23 protein-coding genes are annotated in these 21,018 nt (G+C 38.3%); 9 read left to right on the top strand and 14 right to left on the bottom strand.

Features of this window, described 5'->3' with window-relative positions; genetic code table 11:
• The 6 genes from HMPREF2644_RS01210 to HMPREF2644_RS01185 all read right to left on the bottom strand — a co-directional run.
• Nucleotides 1-507: transposase (locus HMPREF2644_RS01210; protein WP_070828164.1), on the bottom strand; the 507-nt coding region annotated here is incomplete at its 3' end.
• A 153-nt stretch (nt 508-660) separates the two neighbouring features.
• Nucleotides 661-1,359 carry a 6-phosphogluconolactonase gene (gene pgl, locus HMPREF2644_RS01205; protein ID WP_042599431.1) on the bottom strand — a complete coding sequence of 233 codons (699 nt, stop codon included), beginning with the start codon at nt 1,357-1,359 and terminating at the stop codon, nt 661-663.
• A gap of 84 nt (nt 1,360-1,443) precedes the next feature.
• A complete protein-coding gene (gene zwf, locus HMPREF2644_RS01200; protein WP_011272106.1) occupies nt 1,444-2,928 on the bottom strand; it encodes a glucose-6-phosphate dehydrogenase in 1,485 nt (494 codons plus the stop codon).
• Nucleotides 2,929-3,003: 75 nt separating this feature from the next.
• Nucleotides 3,004-3,813, bottom strand: coding sequence for a 3'(2'),5'-bisphosphate nucleotidase CysQ (gene cysQ / locus HMPREF2644_RS01195; protein ID WP_005690243.1), 810 nt, complete (start codon nt 3,811-3,813; stop codon nt 3,004-3,006).
• A 4-nt stretch (nt 3,814-3,817) separates the two neighbouring features.
• A complete protein-coding gene (locus tag HMPREF2644_RS01190; RefSeq protein ID WP_005690245.1) occupies nt 3,818-4,234 on the bottom strand; it encodes a hypothetical protein in 417 nt (138 codons plus the stop codon).
• A gap of 56 nt (nt 4,235-4,290) precedes the next feature.
• A complete protein-coding gene (locus HMPREF2644_RS01185) occupies nt 4,291-6,276 on the bottom strand; it encodes an OPT family oligopeptide transporter (RefSeq protein ID WP_005669465.1) in 1,986 nt (661 codons plus the stop codon).
• 228 nt (nt 6,277-6,504) lie between these two features.
• On the opposite strand from HMPREF2644_RS01185, the gene hslR reads away from it, so the two are divergent.
• Nucleotides 6,505-6,900, top strand: a complete 396-nt coding sequence (hslR, locus tag HMPREF2644_RS01180; protein WP_038440506.1) for a ribosome-associated heat shock protein Hsp15 — start codon at nt 6,505-6,507, stop codon at nt 6,898-6,900.
• Nucleotides 6,901-6,925: 25 nt separating this feature from the next.
• Here hslR and asnC read toward each other — a convergent pair whose 3' ends face one another.
• Nucleotides 6,926-7,378, bottom strand: a complete 453-nt coding sequence (asnC, locus tag HMPREF2644_RS01175) for a transcriptional regulator AsnC (protein ID WP_005649540.1) — start codon at nt 7,376-7,378, stop codon at nt 6,926-6,928.
• 153 nt (nt 7,379-7,531) lie between these two features.
• On the opposite strand from asnC, the gene asnA reads away from it, so the two are divergent.
• Nucleotides 7,532-8,524, top strand: a complete 993-nt coding sequence (gene asnA / locus HMPREF2644_RS01170; protein WP_005654693.1) for an aspartate--ammonia ligase — start codon at nt 7,532-7,534, stop codon at nt 8,522-8,524.
• Nucleotides 8,525-8,588: 64 nt separating this feature from the next.
• On the opposite strand, the gene HMPREF2644_RS01165 is transcribed toward asnA, so the two are convergent.
• The 4 genes from HMPREF2644_RS01165 to HMPREF2644_RS01150 form a co-directional block, all read right to left on the bottom strand.
• Entirely contained in the window at nt 8,589-9,263 is a 675-nt protein-coding gene (locus HMPREF2644_RS01165) for a phosphoglycolate phosphatase (protein ID WP_070828163.1), read from the bottom strand.
• A 45-nt stretch (nt 9,264-9,308) separates the two neighbouring features.
• Nucleotides 9,309-9,983: a ribulose-phosphate 3-epimerase gene (gene rpe / locus HMPREF2644_RS01160; RefSeq protein ID WP_005666358.1), complete on the bottom strand. Its 675-nt coding sequence runs from the start codon at nt 9,981-9,983 to the stop codon at nt 9,309-9,311.
• 146 nt (nt 9,984-10,129) lie between these two features.
• Nucleotides 10,130-12,550 carry a DNA topoisomerase (ATP-hydrolyzing) subunit B gene (gyrB, locus tag HMPREF2644_RS01155; RefSeq protein WP_038440502.1) on the bottom strand — a complete coding sequence of 807 codons (2,421 nt, stop codon included), beginning with the start codon at nt 12,548-12,550 and terminating at the stop codon, nt 10,130-10,132.
• Between the two features lie 125 nt (nt 12,551-12,675).
• A complete protein-coding gene (locus HMPREF2644_RS01150) occupies nt 12,676-14,988 on the bottom strand; it encodes a Tex family protein (RefSeq protein ID WP_038440501.1) in 2,313 nt (770 codons plus the stop codon).
• Between the two features lie 95 nt (nt 14,989-15,083).
• Between HMPREF2644_RS01150 and greB the strand changes: the two genes are divergently transcribed.
• Entirely contained in the window at nt 15,084-15,560 is a 477-nt protein-coding gene (gene greB / locus HMPREF2644_RS01145) for a transcription elongation factor GreB (protein ID WP_011272114.1), read from the top strand.
• A gap of 69 nt (nt 15,561-15,629) precedes the next feature.
• On the opposite strand, the gene fabR is transcribed toward greB, so the two are convergent.
• Both fabR and oxyR read right to left on the bottom strand, forming a co-directional pair.
• Nucleotides 15,630-16,247: an HTH-type transcriptional repressor FabR gene (fabR, locus tag HMPREF2644_RS01140; protein ID WP_005629669.1), complete on the bottom strand. Its 618-nt coding sequence runs from the start codon at nt 16,245-16,247 to the stop codon at nt 15,630-15,632.
• The gene (gene oxyR / locus HMPREF2644_RS01135) at nt 16,247-17,152 is read right to left on the bottom strand and encodes a DNA-binding transcriptional regulator OxyR (RefSeq protein WP_005649559.1); all 906 of its coding nucleotides are present in this window, start codon (nt 17,150-17,152) and stop codon (nt 16,247-16,249) included. Before oxyR ends, fabR begins: the two co-directional genes overlap by 1 nt.
• A 122-nt stretch (nt 17,153-17,274) precedes the next feature.
• On the opposite strand from oxyR, the gene pgdx reads away from it, so the two are divergent.
• The gene (pgdx, locus tag HMPREF2644_RS01130; protein ID WP_070828162.1) at nt 17,275-18,000 is read left to right on the top strand and encodes a hybrid peroxiredoxin PGdx; all 726 of its coding nucleotides are present in this window, start codon (nt 17,275-17,277) and stop codon (nt 17,998-18,000) included.
• A 91-nt stretch (nt 18,001-18,091) separates the two neighbouring features.
• Here the strand turns inward: pgdx and HMPREF2644_RS01125 are convergent, their stop codons facing one another.
• The gene (locus tag HMPREF2644_RS01125; protein WP_005649565.1) at nt 18,092-18,313 is read right to left on the bottom strand and encodes a SlyX family protein; all 222 of its coding nucleotides are present in this window, start codon (nt 18,311-18,313) and stop codon (nt 18,092-18,094) included.
• A gap of 97 nt (nt 18,314-18,410) precedes the next feature.
• Between HMPREF2644_RS01125 and fkpA the strand changes: the two genes are divergently transcribed.
• The 5 genes from fkpA to HMPREF2644_RS01100 all read left to right on the top strand — a co-directional run bounded on the left by fkpA (nt 18,411) and on the right by HMPREF2644_RS01100 (nt 20,923).
• Nucleotides 18,411-19,136, top strand: coding sequence for an FKBP-type peptidyl-prolyl cis-trans isomerase (gene fkpA / locus HMPREF2644_RS01120; protein ID WP_005657915.1), 726 nt, complete (start codon nt 18,411-18,413; stop codon nt 19,134-19,136).
• An 89-nt stretch (nt 19,137-19,225) separates the two neighbouring features.
• The gene (locus HMPREF2644_RS01115) at nt 19,226-19,891 is read left to right on the top strand and encodes a helix-turn-helix transcriptional regulator (RefSeq protein WP_005660943.1); all 666 of its coding nucleotides are present in this window, start codon (nt 19,226-19,228) and stop codon (nt 19,889-19,891) included.
• Nucleotides 19,891-20,271, top strand: a complete 381-nt coding sequence (tusD, locus tag HMPREF2644_RS01110) for a sulfurtransferase complex subunit TusD (RefSeq protein ID WP_005660941.1) — start codon at nt 19,891-19,893, stop codon at nt 20,269-20,271. The genes HMPREF2644_RS01115 and tusD overlap by 1 nt, the downstream gene beginning before the upstream one ends.
• Nucleotides 20,268-20,627 carry a sulfurtransferase complex subunit TusC gene (gene tusC, locus HMPREF2644_RS01105; RefSeq protein ID WP_038440499.1) on the top strand — a complete coding sequence of 120 codons (360 nt, stop codon included), beginning with the start codon at nt 20,268-20,270 and terminating at the stop codon, nt 20,625-20,627. Before tusD ends, tusC begins: the two co-directional genes overlap by 4 nt.
• Nucleotides 20,628-20,635: 8 nt before the next feature.
• Nucleotides 20,636-20,923 (top strand): DsrH/TusB family sulfur relay protein, encoded by a 288-nt coding sequence (locus HMPREF2644_RS01100; RefSeq protein WP_005649577.1) that lies wholly within the window; start codon nt 20,636-20,638, stop codon nt 20,921-20,923.
• Nucleotides 20,924-21,018: the final 95 nt, after the last annotated feature.

The raw sequence follows: 21,018 nt of genomic DNA, 5'->3' as shown, positions 1-21,018 counted from the left end.
AGGATTATTTTGAATATATTCATAAATCTGCAAATAGGATTTTTCATCACGAATAATATGTTCATAATAATTTCGCTGCCAAACATCAAAAATTTCACTATTTTTTCTTGCCCAAGATGTTACACCTGCTTTAAATCCACGAACTATTGAGCCAATTGTTTGAGATGTTCCCTTTTGTGGCAACTGTGTTGCTCTCAATTGTAGGGGCAAATTACATTTGCCCTTTACCTGTTCAATAATTTCAATAATACCGTGTAAATGATTTGGCATAATAACAAATTCATCAATTCGTACTTGTGGAAAGAACATTGGAATATTTTCCCAACACTGTTTTACGTAATTCCCTAAATCATTTAATTGCATTTGTTGATTAATGATATGCCCAAATAGACATTCTTTATTTTTACAACAAATGGTGATGAAATAAAATCCTTCAGAACGATAATTATAATGTTTTAAACGAATCGATCTTCGATGATGAATACCTGCATTATATTTCGTAGTCATACATTCCGCTGTAATTGTTTTTATAGGGCAAATGTAATTTGCCCCTACAAGCGATCAATTTTATGCAACCATTTACAAAACTATTGCCAACACTGCAGGCAACCAATGTTCAAGGGTGACAAGTGCAAGTTAAAATATGAGCTAAAATTTCCATTAGAGCAGCCTTGCCGCTGCTTTATCCAAATACCACTCCGTCACCCCATTTTTTGCTTTAATTTTGGCAGCAGGGTAAGGTAGGTTATCAACTGGAGTCGTTTGGATTTCTTTTAAAATATCCGCCTTGCTTTCACCCGTTACCAAATAGGTAATGCGTTTGGCTTGTTCAATGAGTTTAGCTGTTTTAGAAATGCGAATTTGACCACTTTCAGGATGCTTAGCAATGACAGCTCGGTTTTCATCATCAAAACTAGTTTGATGTGGGAAGAGAGAAGCAGTATGACCGTCTGTCCCCATGCCTAAAATAATCCAATCAAAAACACCGTTTGGAATGACCGCACTTAATTCTTCTTCGAAACGTTTTAGTTCAAAGTGCGGTTCATTTTCGCCACGAATTCGATGGATATTTTCCATTGGAATTTGAATATGATCGAATAAAAGTTTTTGCACTTCGCCATAGTTACTTTCAGGATCAGATGGCGGAACCATACGATCATCTCCCCACCAAAAATGCAGATTTTTCCAGTTAATTTGTTCCGCATAAGGTGATTTGGCTAGGGTTTTAAATAATAACTTAGGCGTCGAACCACCAGAAAGGGAAATATGTACAGGATGATTTAATTGACTATAAATCACAAATTCTTGTGCAATTTTATCGACTGCATGTTGAGCAGTTGGGAAGCTGATATAGTTCATTGATTTTCCGTTGGGCTTTAGCCCACAATTTATTATGTTAGATAGTAAGATCGGTGGGCTAAAGCCCACCCTACATTAGATTAGTTAAACTTTTTTCTTCATCAATCCACTTGGTTTACGCCACACTTTGCCTTGTTTTGCGATTAATTTATCAGCTGCAACAGGCCCCCAAGTGCCAGCTTCATATTCGTGAATACGACCACCATTGGCTTTGTAATCTAAAATCGGTTGCACAAATTTCCATGCAGCATGCACAGCATCAGTACGAGCAAACAAGGTTGCATCGCCTTTCATCGCATCCAACAATAAACGTTCATAAGCGGTTAATACTTGCGTGCCTGCTAAATCTGCATAACGGAAATCCATTGATACTTCTTTCGCCTCAAAACCTGCACCTGGTTTTTTCAAACCAAAACGCATTGAAATAGCTTCATCAGGTTGAATACGAATAATCAATTTATTCTCTGGTGCATTTTGGCTGAATACAGGATGTGGCGTAGTTTTAAAATGGATCACAATTTCAGTCACACGAGCTGGTAAGCGTTTACCCGTACGAACATAGAACGGCACGCCAGCCCAACGCCAGTTTTCAATTTCACAACGCAATGAGATGTAGGTTTCAGTACGAGAATCTGCAGGCACACCTTTTTCTTCTAGATAGCCTTTTTCCATTTTGCCGTTAATTTCAGCCGCAGTGTATTGACCCAAAACAAGGTTATTCTCCATATCCTCCGAAGTTAATGGACGCAAACTATGCATCACTTTTGCCACTTCATCACGCATTGAATTCGCGTTAATAATCGCTGGCGGCTCCATTGCAACCATAGCAAGGACTTGTAATAAATGGTTTTGGAACATATCTCGCATTGCGCCAGAACCATCATAATAGCCCCCGCGCTCTTCCACGCCAATAGATTCTGCACCAGTAATTTCTACATAATCAATGAAATTACGGTTCCAAAGCGGTTCAAACCAACCATTTGAAAAACGTAATACGAGCAAGTTTTGAACGGTTTCTTTACCTAAATAATGGTCGATACGATAAATTTGGTGTTCTTCAAAGAAACGGTGGATTTGTACGTCTAATGCTTGCGCTGTTTTTTCATCGTAACCAAAAGGTTTTTCAACGATAATACGTTTCCAGCCATATTCTTCCGTATTTAAACCATGTGCAGCCAAACACTCAGGAATCACGCCATAAAGACTTGGCGGAGTGGACATATAGTAAAGGGTGTTACCACAGGTTTGATATTTATCGTGAAGTTCGTCTAAACGTGGAACAAGTTTGCCGTAATCTTGAGCATCCGAAGTATTCACTGCTTGGTAATAAAGATGAGAGCAGAAAGCATCTAAAGTGTCAGGTGTTGTTTCTTCATTATGAATTAACGCCTCACGCATTTTTTTGCGGAAAGTTTCATCGTTCAAGTCAGAACGTGCAACACCAAGAACGGAAAAGTTTTCACTCAAACGCCCGATTTTGTAGAGATTATAAAGGGCTGGAATGAGTTTACGATGAGTTAAGTCACCAGACGCGCCAAAAATGACGATACAATTATTATCAGTTTGCATAATTATTCCTTATTCGGCTTCCGAGTAATGTCGAAAATAATGCCGTATTCTAGAGAAAAAAACCAATCGAACCAATCAATTAAATTGAAAGACAGAACGCCAATCGAACGATTGATCGCCCACCATAACAAAATGCGGATTAATCAATGTTTCGCGTTGGTTATAGGTTAAAGGCTCAAAATGAGAGTCAAAAATGGCACCGTGAGTTTCATTCAGCAACACTTCTGCGCCAGCGGTATCCCATTCGCCTGTTTGTCCTAAACGAACATAACAATCTACTGCACCTTCAGCCACCAAACCGCTTTTTAAGCTACTTGAACCAACCACAACAAATTCACAAGTAAAATCCTTCGGCAAAATCGACCGCACTTTTTCTTGTGAAGTGGTTGCACCTACCGCAATTCGTAAAGGGCGGTCAAAATTCGTCGTGTTTTTAGTGAGTTTTTTTACCTGATCCAGTTGTTTTTTAAACGCTCCGAAATCACGCATTGCATAATAAGTTATTGATAAAATTGGCGCATGAATAATGCTTAACACGGGTTTATTTTTACGAACTAAGGTTATCAACACAGAAAATTGATCGGTACGATTAATAAATTGTTGTGTGCCATCAAGAGGATCAATCAACCAATATTCTTTCCAATTTTTACGTTCTTCAAAGGAAATATGGCAATTTTCTTCCGAAAGAACAGGGACATTAGGGAAAAGTGCGGTCAATTTTTCGGTTAAAAATTGGCTCACAAAAAGATCCGCTTCCGTCACAGGCGTGTTGTCTTCTTTCAATTCAACATGAACCTGTTTTTGATAAAACTGTTGCAAATGCTTACCCGCTTGGTAAGCAATCAGCAATACTTGGTTAAGTAAATGTTCGTTTAGCGTCAGCATAAAATTATTCTCTTGTTTTTGGCAGCAACCAAGGCATTACAAATAGAGCATAAAAAACCATTCCGCATGTGCTTATTAACCCGAGGGACAATCCCCCTTCGGTCAACCAGCCCCAAAAGGAAGTGTCTTGTTCGCCGAGTAATAACAAATAAAAATAAGATGCCATATTGCAATAAACAAATGAAATGATCGATGAAACTAATACAATCGAAGCAATGTTATAACGTGTGTAACGGAATTTTGCGGCTAAAAGTGCGGTTAAAAATGCGGGAATTGTGGCGAGAAGAAATGCTGTGAGAGCATAGCTAGAAAAAGGAACGATAACGCCACTTGAGTCATCATCGAACCAAATCAAAAGTGCGGTGACGACTATCTGTAAAATCAGAGGAAAAAAAATAAGTGTTTTTAAGTAAGATTTCATAGTGAAAAATAGGTTATCCAGAAGATAACCTATTCTAAAATAAATTTAAGGATTAATCAGATTTTTTTCGCACGTAATACGCGAGATGCAAAAATCACAATGCCCACGATAAATACGATTAAACCGAACCACTCGCCAATTGTATCCCAGTTTTCAAGATTTAAGGATAATGGCGCTTCAGAACCACCAGTGGTAACAGAAGCCGCAATAATGAATGCTAAAATGACACCCATTAAACTTTCGCCTACAATTAAACCTGCAGAGAAAAGCGTACCGAAACGTTCTGCTTTAGCTGACACTTCTTTGTTACCAAGTTTTGCAATATGGCGAGCCATAATCCACGCTAGGAATGCACCAACAATCACAGGCGTATTAATTGATGGTGGTAAGTAAATACCAATCCCCACAGCAATAACTGGCAAGCTAAAGACTTTGTTGCTGACTTTTTTCAAAAATGCATCAATCGTAATTAACACAGCACCTAAACCCACACCAGTTAAGATGTAAGTCCATTCCAATTTATTTGTGAAAATACCTTGAGAAATGGCGGTCATTAACGTTGCTTGTGGTGCAGATAAGGCTTGTGAAGGATCCATATCTGGACGTGGCAATGCACCACTGAAACCATACGCGTGATATAAGATTTCTAATACTGGCGCAATAACAAGTGCACCGACAAAGCAGCCGATAATTAATGCAACTTGTTGTCGCCAAGGTGTTGCTTCAACTAATAAACCCGTTTTTAAATCTTGTAGATTATCATTAGAAATACAAGCTGTAGTGATTACGATAGATGCCGTAAACAATGTAAGTGCGGTTAAAAATTTCTGACCATCTACAGTTTCAAATAAGCCCGAGGCATTACCGATTGACACCAATACTAATGAAATCACGATAACAGAAATAATTCCGATACCAGAAATTGGGCTTGAAGATGAACCCACTAAACCAGCCATATAACCAGAAGCCGCTGCCACAAAGAAGCCGATAAATACCGCTAAGAAAGTACAAACTACCACTAATAAAATGGAAAGCTCAGGCGAAATTGGTGCCGCCGCAATAAAGTGATGTAATGAAATAACAATTAGCGCAACCGTCGCAATTAAGATATAAATCATTGTTTTTGGAGAAAGGTCAATATCAATACGATGTTCTGATGCCTCTTGCCCACCTTTCAGCATACGGAAAGAATGAACCATTCCTTCAATCATTGGTTTCATTAAAATCAGCAATGTCCAAATCGCAGCAATGCCAATTGTACCCACACCAATATAACGCACTTTGGTTTTCCAAACAGTCATCGCAGAATCAATTAAACTTGCATCCGCGGCAATATCTTCTGACATTGTGAAATATGGCACTGCCACACCCCAAGTCAAAATAACACCGATCAACATTGCGATACCGCCCACGATACCAATTAAATAACCCGCACCGAGTAAGGCAAGTGAAAAGCCCATTGGTAATTGGAACGCCGCTTTTCCTGTTTGAATCCAAGCACTTGCACCATCAGCCATCACGCGTAAACCATTAGTTAAAAATGCCACTAATCCTGCTAAAACACCACCGTAAGCAATATCTTTCACACCGCTGTCGCCATCTGCATGATTACCTGCTTTCAAAATTTCTGCAGCGGCTACCCCTTCAGGATAAGGTAAATTACTATTTACCACCATTGCACGGCGTAATGGAATAGTGAATAACACGCCCAATGTACCACCAGCTGCACAAATCAACATCGTTTGCCAGAATGGGAAATCTTGCCAGTAGCCCATCATTAATAAACCAGGCAAGACGAAGATCACCGAAGAAAGCGTACCTGCTGAAGATGCTTGAGTTTGCACCATATTATTTTCAAGAATGCTAGAATCTTTGAAAAATTTGAGTACTGCCATAGAAATGACGGCCGCTGGAATAGATGACGCAAATGTCACCCCCACTTTTAGACCGAGATACACATTGGATGCAGTGAAAATTACCGTAATCAATGCACCGAGGATAATTCCTCGAACGGTCAATTCTTTTAAGTTTTCGTTATGCATAAATTGTTCCTTGAGCTTAAAAAAAGAAAACCGCTCAACCTTGTCAAAAATTTGACTATTTTTCAAGTTTTTTTAACATAAAATTTGTTTTATTGAAAAATGTTTAAATTAACCTGTTTTTATTTTTTTTCATTTAATAAAAATCCTATTAAAGAATAAAATTTTTAATAACAGTTCATTAGCATACTTTGTGGTACTATTTTGTCTTATCAAAATAAGGAAAAAATAATGGCAGAAAAAGAAGTCAGATTAGATAAATGGTTGTGGGCTGCCCGATTTTACAAAACACGGAGCATTGCTAAAGCGATGATTGAAAGTGGTAAAGTGCATTACAACAATCAACGTGCGAAAGTAAGTAAAATTGTGGAAGTGGGCGCAATGTTAAAACTTCGCCAGGGAAACGAAGAAAAAGAAATAAAAATTATCGCCTTAAGCGATCAACGCCGAGGTGCGCCAGAAGCACAATTACTCTATCAAGAAACCGAAAGTAGCGTGAAAAAAAGAGAAGAAATCGAGTGGGCAAGAAAAAATAATTCCCTTTCAATGCCCCATCCTGATCGTCGCCCAAATAAAAAAGAGCGGAGAGATTTATTGAAATTTAAACACCAAGATAAATTTGAATAAAAATTTCACCGCACTTTCTATGTTCTTAAGGTTTAATATCTCGCAAAATTGGATTTTGCATTGAAATCAAGGTTTCAGTGGATTGAATTTCATCAATTAACTGAATCTTGGTCGCCAAAACGGAATGTAATTCTGCAATTGTGTGTGTCATCACCTTTAAGAAAATCGAGTAATTGCCCGTTGTATAATAGGCCTCGACTACTTCATCAAAACTTTCTAGCTTTTTGATCACTTTTTCATAATCTTTTGCGCTTTTTAGAATAATGCCGATAAAACAACATACATCATAGCCTAATTTACGTTCATCAATAATTACTTTTGTGCCTTTAATAATGCCCGATTGACGCATTTTTTCGACCCGAACGTGAATCGTTCCTGGACTAACACCAAAATTTTTAGCCATTTCTGCGTATGGTGTTCTCGCATCTTTAGTGAGTACACGTAATATTTTTTGATCTAAACTATCAATGTTGTGCATAAAACTTCCTCCTTTAGATTTTATTTAATTTTTTCACAATGAATTAGATGATATTTAACCAAGAAAAGAAAGTAAATAAAATACTTGAAATAAAATCATTATTTACTGAATAATACTCAAAAATATTACTCCTCGTTAAAAAAGGTTATCAAAATGAAAAAGACATTTATTTTACAACAACAAGAAATCAGCTTTGTGAAGAACACTTTTACCCAAAATCTTATTGAGCAACTTGGCATTATTGAAGTGCAAGGCCCAATTTTGAGCCAAGTGGGTAACGGAATGCAAGATAACCTATCAGGCATTGAAAAAGCCGTACAGGTTAATGTGAAATGTATTCCAAATGCGGTGTTTGAAGTTGTGCATTCTCTTGCGAAATGGAAACGCCATACATTAGCTCGTTTCAACTTTAAAGAAGACGAAGGCTTGTTTGTTCATATGAAAGCATTGCGTCCCGATGAAGATTCTCTTGATCCCACGCACTCTGTTTATGTAGATCAATGGGACTGGGAAAAAGTGATTCCTGAAGGTCGTCGTAATTTTGCATACTTAAAAGAAACAGTAAATTCTATTTATCGTGCTATTCGTTTAACAGAATTAGCCGTAGAAGCACGTTTTGATATTCCTTCCATTCTTCCAAAACAGATTACCTTTGTGCATAGCGAAGATTTAGTAAAACGCTATCCAGATTTAAGCAGTAAAGAGCGTGAAAACGCAATTTGTAAAGAATACGGTGCAGTATTCTTAATCGGGATTGGCGGCAAACTTTCAGATGGCAAACCTCATGATGGTCGTGCACCAGATTATGATGACTGGACAACAGAATCTGAAAATGGCTACAAAGGTTTAAACGGCGACATTTTGGTATGGAACGACCAATTAGGCAAAGCCTTTGAACTTTCCTCAATGGGTATCCGCGTAGATGAAAGTGCATTACGCTTACAAGTTGGCTTAACAGGCGATGAAGACCATTTAAAAATGGATTGGCACCAAGATTTATTAAACGGGAAATTGCCATTAACTATCGGCGGTGGTATCGGTCAATCTCGCTTAGCGATGCTTTTACTTCGTAAAAAACATATCGGTGAAGTGCAATCAAGCGTATGGCCAAAAGAAATGTTAGAAGAATTTTCAAACATTCTTTAAAATCAATTAAGTAGATAACAAAAGTGCGGTAAAAATTAACCGCACTTTTTATTAGATGGAAAACTTAAAGAATACTTAATAGCTGGGCAAAATCATCAAACACCAAATCTGGATTGGATTCAGTGATAGGGATATTGTAATTGTAGCCGTAAGTTAAACCAACAACTGCACAGCCTGCAGCGTGGCCTGCGATAATATCATTTTTAGAATCGCCTACGAAAAGCACTTGGCGTGGTTCAAAACCAAATTTTCCGCATAAATAATAAAGCGGACCTGGATGTGGTTTAATGACAGGTAAAGACTGGCCACCTAACATTTCACTAAATAAATGATCAATGCCAAATGCTGCCAACACAGGTTGAACATGTTTTGTGGGTTTATTGGTAACAACTGCTAGGACATAGCCTTTTTCTTTCAGGATTTCTAAAGTTTCTTTTACATTTGGATACAAGCGGCTGACATTACATAAATTCTCGCCATAATAAAAATTAAAACGTTCTGTTACTTGCTTAACCTCTGTTTCAGTTAGCACTTTTCCTGTTTGTTTTTTCGCCCAATCTAACGCTCGAGCAATTAATACAGGCGCGCCATTACCGATCCAAGTTAAAACTAATTCTTCTGGCGCTTTCGGTAAATCAAATTCAGCCAAAGCAGAATTTACGGATAACGCTAAATCAGGCAGGCTATTTACCAAGGTGCCATCTAAATCAAAGCCAATAAGTTTAAATTGTGTGTTCATTGTTTTTCTCTGTTCTATTACGATCGTATTTTATTAAAATAACGGTTATGCGCTAACACTTGCTAACTGTGTACGCATTTGGTCAATAACTTGTTTATAATCTGGCTTACCAAAAATTGCGGAACCTGCCACAAACATATCAGCACCTGCCGCGGCTATTTCTGCGATGTTATCAACCTTCACGCCACCATCTACTTCAAGACGAATGTCATAACCACTTTCATCAATGATCTTACGAGCCTGTTGTAATTTCTTCAATGTTGCTGGAATAAAAGATTGTCCGCCAAATCCGGGATTAACTGACATTAATAAAACCACATCCACTTTATCCAAAACGTAATCTAAATAGCTCAACGGCGTCGCAGGATTAAAAACTAATCCAGATTTACAACCACAATCGCGAATAAGCTGCAAAGAGCGGTCAATATGTTCGCTAGATTCTGGGTGAAAAGTGATGTAATTCGCACCTGCTTTAGCAAAATCGGGAATAATGCGATCGATCGGTTTTACCATTAAATGCACATCTATCGGTGCGGTAATGCCATAATCACGTAAAGCTTGACATACCGCAGGCCCAAAAGTGAGATTAGGTACATAATGATTATCCATAACATCAAAATGAATAACATCCGCACCTGCATTAAGTACGTTTTGTACATCATTACCAAGACGAGCGAGATCGGCAGAAAGAATTGATGGGGCGATAAGATAAGGTTTCATAAAGGTTCTCCGTTGAGAAAATGAGTGCATTTAGTTTACTCACTTAAGTTCAAAAAACCAATAGTAATCCTTATATGAAATAACAAGATAAACAAAGAAAGGGCATCTAAATACCCTTTCAGTCATGAATATAAATAGACGAAAATTTACACGTCCAGATTTGCTCTTAACGCATTCAGCTCAATGAACTCACGACGTGGCTCAACTTCATCTCCCATTAAGGTCGTGAAGAGTTGATCTGCTGCAACAGCATCTTTAATAGAAACTTTCAACATACGACGTGAATTTGGATCCATTGTGGTTTCCCAAAGTTGATCTGCGTTCATTTCACCAAGCCCTTTATAACGTTGTACTTCAAGGCCTTTACGAGATTCTTTCACCAGCCATTCAACGGCTTGTTCAAAACTACGTACTGGTTGTACTTTTTCGCCACGAATAACATAAGCACCCTCTTCTAATAAACCATTGAGTTGTTTATTAAGAGAAACAATTTTCGCGTATTCATTGCCGTGAACAAAATCAAAATTCAAGAAATAATCAGTATCAATACCGTGTTTGCGAACAGTAATCACCGCTTCATACACTTGGCGTTCCGCATTAAATTGTGTACGCACTGAATATTGATGCGCTTCTGTTTCTTTTGCAGTCAGTTGTTCAACAAAAGATTTACCCCAATTTTCAACCGCACTTTCGTTTTTCATCATTTCAACAGAAATTGGCGACTGATAAATTAATCCTTGCAACACTGGAGTTGGGTAATGACGGTTTAAACGACCGATAAGTTTTTGTACGCTGTTATATTCTGCCACCAATTTTTCAAATACAAGGGCATTCATTGCTGGTGCATTTGCACTGATATGTAATTCTGCGCCATCTAACGCAAGGGTTAATTCATATTGCTCCATTTCATCCGCATCTTTAATGTAGCGTTCTTGTTTTCCTTTTTTCACTTTGTAAAGTGGCGGCTGAGCAATGTAAACATAACCACGCTCAATCAGCTCAGGCATTTGACGATAGAAAAACGTTAAAAGCAATGTACGTATGTGAGAACCATCCACATCAGCATCGGTCATAATGATAATATGATGATAGCGTAATTTATCAGGGTTATATTCATCACGACCAATACCACAACCTAAAGCAGTAATTAATGTGCCCACCTCTTGGGAAGACAACATTTTGTCGAAACGTGCTTTTTCTACGTTTAATATTTTACCTTTCAATGGCAAAATTGCTTGAGTTTTACGATCACGACCAACTTTTGCAGAACCACCCGCGGAGTCCCCCTCCACCAAGTAAAGTTCAGAAAGTGCAGGATCTTTTTCTTGGCAGTCTGCAAGTTTACCTGGTAAACCTGCAATATCTAATGCCCCTTTACGGCGCGTCATTTCACGCGCTTTACGTGCTGCTTCACGCGCACGAGCAGCCATAATAATTTGGTTTACAATGATTTTTGCATCTGTAGGATTTTCTAATAAATATTCCTGCATTTTTTCATTCATCGCTGATTCCACCGCACTTTTAACTTCTGAAGACACGAGTTTGTCTTTCGTTTGCGATGAGAATTTTGGATCTGGCACTTTAACTGAAATAATCGCCACTAAACCTTCACGTGCATCATCACCTGAAGTCGCCACTTTTTCTTTTTTCAGCATGCCTTCGTTTTCCATATAGCTATTTAAGCTACGGGTTAAAGCTCCACGAAAACCAGCTAAGTGAGTACCGCCATCACGTTGAGGAATGTTATTGGTAAAGCAATACACGTTTTCATTTACACCATCATTCCACTGCAATGCAACTTCTACGCCGATGCCATCTTTCTCAGCGGTAAAATAAAATGGCTTTGGATGAATTGGGTTTTTATTTTTGTTCAAATATTCTACGAATGCTTGAATACCGCCTTCATAATGGAAATGATCTTCAGATCCATCACGTTTATCGATTAAACGAATAGATACGCCAGAATTCAAGAAAGAAAGCTCACGTAAGCGTTTTGCTAAGATTTTGTAATCAAAGGTTGTGATAGCAAAAATATCTGAGCTTGGCCAGAAACGAACCGTTGTCCCCGTTGCCTCTGTTTCGCCAATCACTGTTAATGGCGATTGAGGCTCCCCTAAATGATAAAACTGCTCGTGAACGTGACCTTGACGACGAATGGTTAATTGTAACTTATCAGAAAGCGCATTCACTACAGATACGCCCACGCCGTGTAAACCGCCCGATACTTTATAAGAGTTATCGTCAAATTTACCGCCTGCGTGAAGCACAGTCATAATAACTTCTGCTGCAGAAACGCCTTCTTCAGGATGAATATCCACAGGAATCCCGCGCCCATCATCTTGCACCGATACAGAATTATCATCGTGAATTGTCACGATAATATCGGAACAATGGCCAGCGAGGGCTTCATCAATGGCATTATCCACCACTTCAAATACCATATGGTGCAAACCAGTACCGTCATCGGTATCGCCGATATACATACCTGGACGTTTACGCACCGCATCAAGGCCTTTTAATACTTTAATGCTCGATGCACCATAGTTATCATTGGTCGTTTCTGACATAATTTATCTCATTCTTTTGTAAATAAAAATTGGGCGAGATTATAGCAAAAAATCGCCGTTTTGGCGATGCTTTTCGGGAAAGGAAAACGATAAAAAAAGGGCGAATAATTTCGCCCTATAACTTGTTATTTTTTCCAATTTTTTAGTGCATCAGCAAAGGCATTGCCCATCGCATTATTACCTCTTGAATTACGCGCCTCTCGTTGCATATTTCCACGAGGTCTTGCGGATAAAGTGCGGTCAGATTTGCTATCATTTTTGACCGCACTTTCATCTAATCGCATCGTCAATGCAATGCGTTTACGCAGCACATCCACTTCTAACACTTTGACTTTTACAATGTTGCCTGTTTTTACCACTTGGAGGGGATCTTCCACGAATTTATCGCTTAATGATGAAATATGCACTAAACCATCTTGATGAACACCAATATCCACAAATGCGCCAAAATTAGTTACATTAGTCACTGTTCCTTCTAAAATCATTCCAGATTTTAAATCCGTTATTTCTTCCACGCCCTCAGCAAATACAGCGGTTTTGAACTCGCCACGTGGATCACGCCCTGGTTTTTCCAACTCTTTGAAAATATCTTGGACGGTCGGTAAACCAAATTGCTCATCAATGAATTGTTTTGCATCAAGCTGACGTACCACACCCGCATTACCCATTAAATCTTGAATAGATTGCGCGGTAGCTTGCAAAATTTTTTCGACCACAGGATAAGCTTCTGGGTGAACACCTGAAGCATCAAGTGGATTTTTCCCTTCAGCAATACGCATAAAGCCTGCACATTGCTCAAAGGCTTTTGGCCCTAAACGTGGCACTTTTTTCAATTCGCTACGACTTTCAAAACGACCATTTTCATCACGATATACCACAATGTTTTGCGCTAAGGTTTTCGTCATTCCAGCCACGCGAGCGAGCAATGGTGCGGATGCCGTATTCAAATCCACACCTACTGCGTTTACACAGTCTTCCACTACTGCATCGAGTTTACGTGCAAGTTGGGTTTGGTTTACATCATGTTGATATTGCCCTACACCAATGGCTTTCGGTTCGATTTTCACTAATTCTGCCAATGGATCTTGTAAACGACGCGCAATTGATACCGCACCACGTAAAAATACATCTAAATTCGGGAATTCATTTGCCGCAAATTCAGAAGCTGAATAAACGGACGCGCCAGCTTCACTCACCACAACGGTTTGTGGCTTATTTTCTTTAATTTCTTTAATCACGTCTTTCGCAAAACGTTCTGTTTCACGAGAAGCCGTACCATTACCAATGGCAATTAATTCCACGTTATGTTTGCGGATTAAGCTGAAAATCGCCACTTGTGCTTCAGCTTCACGCCCCGTGTGTGGATAAATGGTAGTGGTATCTAATAATTTACCTGTGTTATCCACCACCGCGACTTTAACACCTGTACGTAAGCCTGGGTCCAAGCCCATAGTACTTTTCGCACCAGCCGGTGCCGCCATTAAAAGTGCGGTCAGATTTCGAGCGAAAACATCAATGGCTTCTTCTTCCGCTTTTTCACGTAAACTTGCCATTAATTCCGTTTCTAAATGCAACGAAACTTTGATTTTCCACGTCCACGCAATCACTTGCTCACGCCATTTATCTGCTGGCTGTCCCGTGAAACGCACATCTAAATAATCACGAATAATCTCTTCACAATAGCTTTGGCGACTTCCTTCTTCCGCATCAGGATCAGCATTTAAACTTAATTGTAAAATGCCCTCATTACGTCCACGGAACATAGCCAATGCACGATGAGAAGGCACATTTTTCAATAATTCTTGATGATCGAAATAATCTTGGAATTTTGCGCCTTCCGTTTCTTTGCCTTCGATCACTTTTGATACGATAACGGCATTTTTTGCTAAATAATCACGAACTTTCGCTAATAAACCTGCATCTTCAGCAAAACGTTCCATTAAAATATAGCGTGCACCATCAAGGGCTACTTTGGTGTCTGTCACGCCTTTATCAGCATCCACAAAGGAAAGTGCGGTTGATTCTGGATCATTTTTTGGCTCATTCCAAAGTAAATTAGCCAATGGCTCAAGACCAGCTTCAATGGCAATTTGCCCTTTGGTGCGACGTTTAGGTTTGTACGGCAAATATAAATCTTCTAATTCGGTTTTGCTTTGTGTCGCATGAATTTTGTCACGCAATTCATCGGTCAATTTTCCTTGCTCTTCAATAGATTTCAAGATGGTTTGACGACGTTCTTCTAATTCACGTAAATAAATTAAACGGGTTTCAAAATGGCGAAGCTGGGTGTCATCTAAGCCCCCTGTGGCTTCTTTACGATAACGGGCGATAAATGGAATGGTGTTGCCATCATCTAATAATTGAATGGCAGCAAGAATTTGTTGGGGTTGAACGGTTAATTCTGCCGCAATAATTTGGCTAATTTGTTGATTTAACATTGTCGTACTTCTTTATTATAAAAAAACGAAGATAGAATACTGGTTTTAGTGGGCTGGCTCAAATATAATTCAAAAAACTTTCTTTTATTTTTATTATGGCAAAATCAAATTATATTACCCGTCAAGGCTGGCTTGTGCTTGACCAAGAACTCAAGTTTTTGTGGAAAGAAGAACGCCCAAAAGTCACTCAAGCCGTTTCAGATGCAGCTGCGCTAGGCGATCGTAGCGAAAATGCCGAATATATTTATGGTAAACGTCGTTTACGTGAAATTGATCGCCGCGTGCGTTTTTTAACTAAAAGATTGGAAGTGCTACAAATTGTCGATTACAACCCAAAGCAAGAGGGAAAAGTTTTCTTCGGTGCGTGGGTGGAATTAGAAAATGAAGAAGGTGAAATTAAGCAATACCGTATCGTCGGTTGTGATGAATTTGCCCCTGCGAAAAATTGGATATCCATTGATTCCCCAGTTGCTCGAGCTTTAATCGGAAAAACATTAGACGACGAAGTGCGGGTAGAAACGCCATCAGGATTTATTACCCTTTATATAAATAAAATTTGGTATGAAAAATAACTTGGAAGAATAAAAGATAGCAAATACCTAAGCACAAAGAGAAAACTAATAGGCTAGATATAAACTATCTTACTTGCCTCTTTCCTTATTCGCTGCAAAATCAGCACCTTTTGCAAGCATTCTCAACTGCAAAATCACACGAGCTTTAAGTTGCTCACGCTCAGCTTTACTCATATCTAAAGCATTCGCCCCTGCAGTGAATACGATTGTTACGATGCCTTCCGCTTGAACATAAGCAACATATTGCGAATATTGATGTTTGTAGGAAATATATTCTGCTAACTCATCAACAAAATGCTTAATTTCGCGTGCTGCCGCAGTACGAAAAGCTTGAGAAGTGCCTGAACTTTCGCGTAATAACAAGCGAAAAACGTTCGTGCTATTAGTAATAAATTCAAAAAATGTATCCACAGAAACAGAAATAACACTACCGCCCGCATCAATACGTTTACGCGCTTGACGCATTAATTGGCGCAACATCAAACCTGCTTCATCCACCATTTCTAAGCCAAGTTCATCCATATCACTAAAATGGCGATAGAAAGAGGTAGGCGCAATACCAGCCTCGCGCGCCACTTCTCGTAAACTTAAATTAGAAAAACTTTTTTCTGCGCTAAGTTGATTAAATGCTGCATCCACTAAAGCGCGACGAGTCTTTTCTTTTTGAACAGCACGAACACCAGCCATTATTTCAACCCATCTAGAATAGATTTAACTTCATCGCTGACCGCACTTGCCACACGCTCATAACGATTACGTAATGGCGAACCAGGACGATAAACCAACGCAATGGTGCGTGATGGCTCTGGCGAATAACAAGGAATATATTTCACACCTTTGCGCGTACCTTCATTCAGTACCGCTAATTCAGGCATAAAAGTGATACCAGCATTCGCTGCCACCATATTGCGCAAAGTTTCAAGACTAGTTGCTTGGAAATGGGAATTTTCTTTTGCACCAGCAGTGAAGCAATAATCTAGCGCTTGATTACGCAAACAATGACCATCATCAAGCATTAACATTTCTTGACCATTTAATTGGTTCATTGGAAGTTTACTTTCTTGAGCCCAAGGATGATGCTCTGATACGGCGAGTAACATTTTCTCGTTGAAAATAGGTACTTCAATAAAAGCCTCAGTTTCTGGAACAGTGGCAACGATAGCACAATCTAAACGCCCCGTTTCCAATTGTTCTAATAATTGATGCGTTTGCGCTTCATAAAGAAACACTTCTAAATCAGGGAATGCCGCTTTTAACATTGGCACAATATAAGGGAGCAAATAAGGACCAACCGTTGGAATTAAACCGATGTGTAATGGCCCGGTCATTTCTTTACCTTGATTACTCGCCATTTCTTTCAATAATTTTACTTCTCGAAGAACTGTACGAGCCTGATCAACCAATAACATCCCAGATTGAGTAAACAACACTTTACGGCTAGTACGTTCTAACAAAATAATACCAAGCTCATCTTCTAACTTACGAATTTGCCCACTTAATGTTGGTTGACTCACATTACAAGAATCGGCAGCACGGCGGAAATGTTTATATTCAGATAAGGCAACAAGATATTCTAGATCACGGATATTCATGAGATTTTCCCTATAGAAAAATTCAATTAAAAGAATAGAATTAATTGATTATGACTATATCATAATTTTCCCTATAATACAGCACGTAAAATTTAAATTAACAACCAATAGGAGAAAAAACAATGTCTAGTATGGAAGGAAAAAAAGTCCCTCAAGTGACATTCCGCACTCGTCAGGGTGATAAATGGGTTGATGTAACTACCTCAGAGTTATTTGATAACAAAACAGTGATCGTGTTCTCATTACCGGGCGCATTCACTCCAACTTGCTCATCATCACACTTACCACGTTACAACGAATTAGCGCCAGTATTCAAAAAATACGGTGTAGACGATATTCTTGTTGTATCTGTAAATGATACTTTCGTAATGAACGCATGGAAAGAAGATGAAAAATCTGAAAACATCACTTTCATTCCAGATGGTAATGGTGAATTTACCGAAGGCATGGGTATGTTAGTTGGTAAAGAAGATTTAGGCTTCGGTAAACGTTCATGGCGTTATTCTATGCTTGTGAAAAACGGCATAGTTGAAAAAATGTTTATCGAACCAAACGAACCAGGCGATCCGTTCAAAGTATCCGATGCTGACACTATGTTGAAATACCTTGCACCACAACACCAAGTGCAAGAGTCTATTTCAATCTTTACAAAACCTGGCTGTCCTTTCTGTGCAAAAGCAAAACAACTTTTACACGATAAAGGCTTAAGCTTTGAAGAAATCATATTAGGTCACGATGCAACAATCGTGAGCGTACGTGCAGTTTCAGGTCGTGCTACTGTTCCACAAGTGTTTATCGGTGGTAAACACATTGGCGGTAGCGACGATTTGGAAAAATACTTTGCATAAGCAGGCAAGTATTTAGCTGATTATTATTTGAGAATGTAATTTAAAGGGCGCATTAAGCGCCCTTTTCATTTGTACGAATTTATTGCAAAAATCAATAATGGGGCGGTGGCGTTTCTTCAGATTGACTTGCAATGTTAGACGGTTGAAAGTCTTTTAATTTATTTGCCATATAACGCAATTGGACTTGCATTTTATCTATATCAAATTGCTGTTGAACTAAAGCGTGATTTAATTCATCTAATAACTGTTCCTGAAATGCAATTTTCATTTCAAGTTCTTCGATGCGATTTTCTAACATTTGTTGAATTTGCATAAATTTTCTCTAAATTCTAAAAAAAAGTTGAGAATAGATAGAAAGCCATTTAATCTATTCCCTGTATTATTCCATTCATTATAAAGGATTAACTTATATGTTAAAAATTCAAAAATTATCTATTGCAGCATTAATGGTAAGTGCGGTGATTTCTGGCCAAGTTTTTGCAGAAGATAACACATTCGATGAGAAAGCGGCATCTTATGCAGTAGGTACGTTAATGGGCAGTCAAATGAAAGATCTTGTTGATTCCCACAAAGAAGTCATTAAATATGATAATGCGCGTATTTTAGATGGCTTAAAAGATGCTTTAGAAGGCAAAGTGGATGTTCGTAAAGATGAAAAAATCCAAAAAACCTTAGAATCTATTGAAGCAAAATTAGTGGCTGCATCAAAAGCAAAAGCAGAAGCGATTGCTAAACAAGCAAAAGAAGAAGGCGATAAATTCCGTGCTGAATTTGCTAAAGGGAAAGATGTAAAAACGACGCAATCTGGTTTAATGTATAAAATTGAAAGTGCAGGTAAAGGCGATACAATCAAATCAACGGATACCGTTAAAGTACATTACACGGGTAAATTACCAAATGGAAAAGTATTTGATAGCTCTGTCGAGCGCGGACAACCTGTAGAATTCCAACTTGATCAAGTAATTAAAGGCTGGACTGAAGGTCTTCAATTAGTGAAAAAAGGCGGAAAAATTCAATTAGTTATTGCACCTGAATTAGGCTATGGCGAACAAGGTGCTGGTGCATCTATTCCACCAAATTCAACATTAATTTTTGATGTGGAAGTATTGGACGTCAATCCGAAATCTGAAAAATAATGGATAAGTTTAATAGCGCGCGTTCTTTAACGCGTGCTTTTTATTATAAAAAACGAGCGGAATTTTTACCGCACTTTTAACCTAACGCTATGACATTAAACGATAAATATCCTTTCACTGATGAAGATCAGGCTATCATAAATTCCTACAAAGCAGTCGTTGATGGTGTCAGCGCGCTGATTGGCGAGCACTGCGAAATAGTGCTTCATTCTCTGGAAAATATTGAACATTCTGCTATTTGTATTGCCAACGGACATAACACTAATCGGCAAGTTGGTTCGCCAATCACCGATCTTGCCTTACGTTCGCTCCGAAATATGCAAAGCGAAAGTGTTTCAAAGCCTTATTTTACACGAGCAAAAGGCAGCGTACTGATGAAATCAGTTACTATTGCCATTCGTAATAAAACTCAACGTATTATTGGTTTGCTTTGCATCAATATCAATTTAGATGTACCCATGTCTCAATTTTTGCAATGCTTTATGCCAACGGAGCATACGAATGAAACATCTTCAGTGAACTTTGCGAATTCAGTGGAAGACTTGGTTGCGCAGACTATTGAAAAAACAATAGAAGAAGTCAATACGGATCGCGCTGTTGCCAATAATACTAAAAACCGACAAATCGTCCTTTCTCTTTACGAAAAAGGCATTTTTGATATTAAAGATGCGATTAATTTAGTCGCAGAACGCTTAGATATTTCCCGACATACGGTTTACCTGTACATCCGCCAAATCAAACAAGAGCAAGAATAATGCGCTATGTTATCGCCGTCAAAAGCCCTATTTACGGAAAACAAGGGGCATTTTTAGCTTATCAATTTGCAGATGCCTTAATCAAAAAAGGACACGAAATCTCACAGATTTTTTTCTTTCAAGATGGAGTGAGTAACGGAAATGCATTAGTGTATCCAGCCAATGATGAAGTTAATTTACAAAAACATTGGCAAATGTTTTCCATCACCCACAATGTTCCTTTGCATTTATGTGTTGCGGCATCTCAAAGACGAGGTGTTGTTGATAACTTAACTACACCAACTACAGCTCACTACAATCTTGCAGAGGGATTTATAATTGCAGGTCTTGGAGAATTTATAGCAGCAAGTTTAAACGCAGATCGAGTAATAACCCTATGAAGATAGCCTTTTTATTTCGCACATCTCCACATGGCACATCCATTTCACGAGAAGGCTTAGATGCAATTCTTGCCGCGACAGCTTTTTGTGAACCCAATGATATTGGGATATTTTTTATCAATGATGGCGTATTAAATCTTATCGATAACCAACAACCCGAAATCATTCAACAAAAAGATTTCATTAGAACCTTTAAATTATTAGATTTATATGATGTAGAACAACGCTTTATCTGCACAGCGTCTTTGCAGAAATTTAAATTAGATAATAGAGAACTTATCCTATCTTGTGAAAAAATTAACCGCTCTTTATTGCTAGAAAAGCTTAATCAAGCAGAAAAATTGTTTACTTTCTAAGGAATATTATGCTTTATACATTTTCTCAATCAGATTATCCCAAAACTGAACTCGATGACTATTTTTCATATATTACAGAAAAAGATGCGGTAGTACTGTGGCAAGACGGTGTGTTATTGGCAATAAAATATCCTGATTATTTTGCCAAATGTAAAGGGAATTGCATGATATTAAAACAAGATATTTTAGCAAGAAATCTCACCGCACTTTTACCTCAAAGCAGCAAGATAAAATTAATATCAATAGAAGAACTTGTTGGAATCACTGAAAATTATTTACCACAGCTATCACTATAAAAATCAAATAATTTAGTAAATACTCAAGCAAAGTATCAGATATAGAATAAAAAAATGCGGAGTATTTTCTCCGCACTTTTCTTTTTACTTCTTCT

It is taken from the genome of Haemophilus sp. HMSC071C11, assembly GCF_001837655.1.
Lineage (GTDB): Bacteria > Pseudomonadota > Gammaproteobacteria > Enterobacterales > Pasteurellaceae > Haemophilus > Haemophilus influenzae.
The sequence above is the reverse complement of the archived record's forward strand: the minus strand, read 5'-3'. Positions and strand labels throughout refer to the sequence as shown.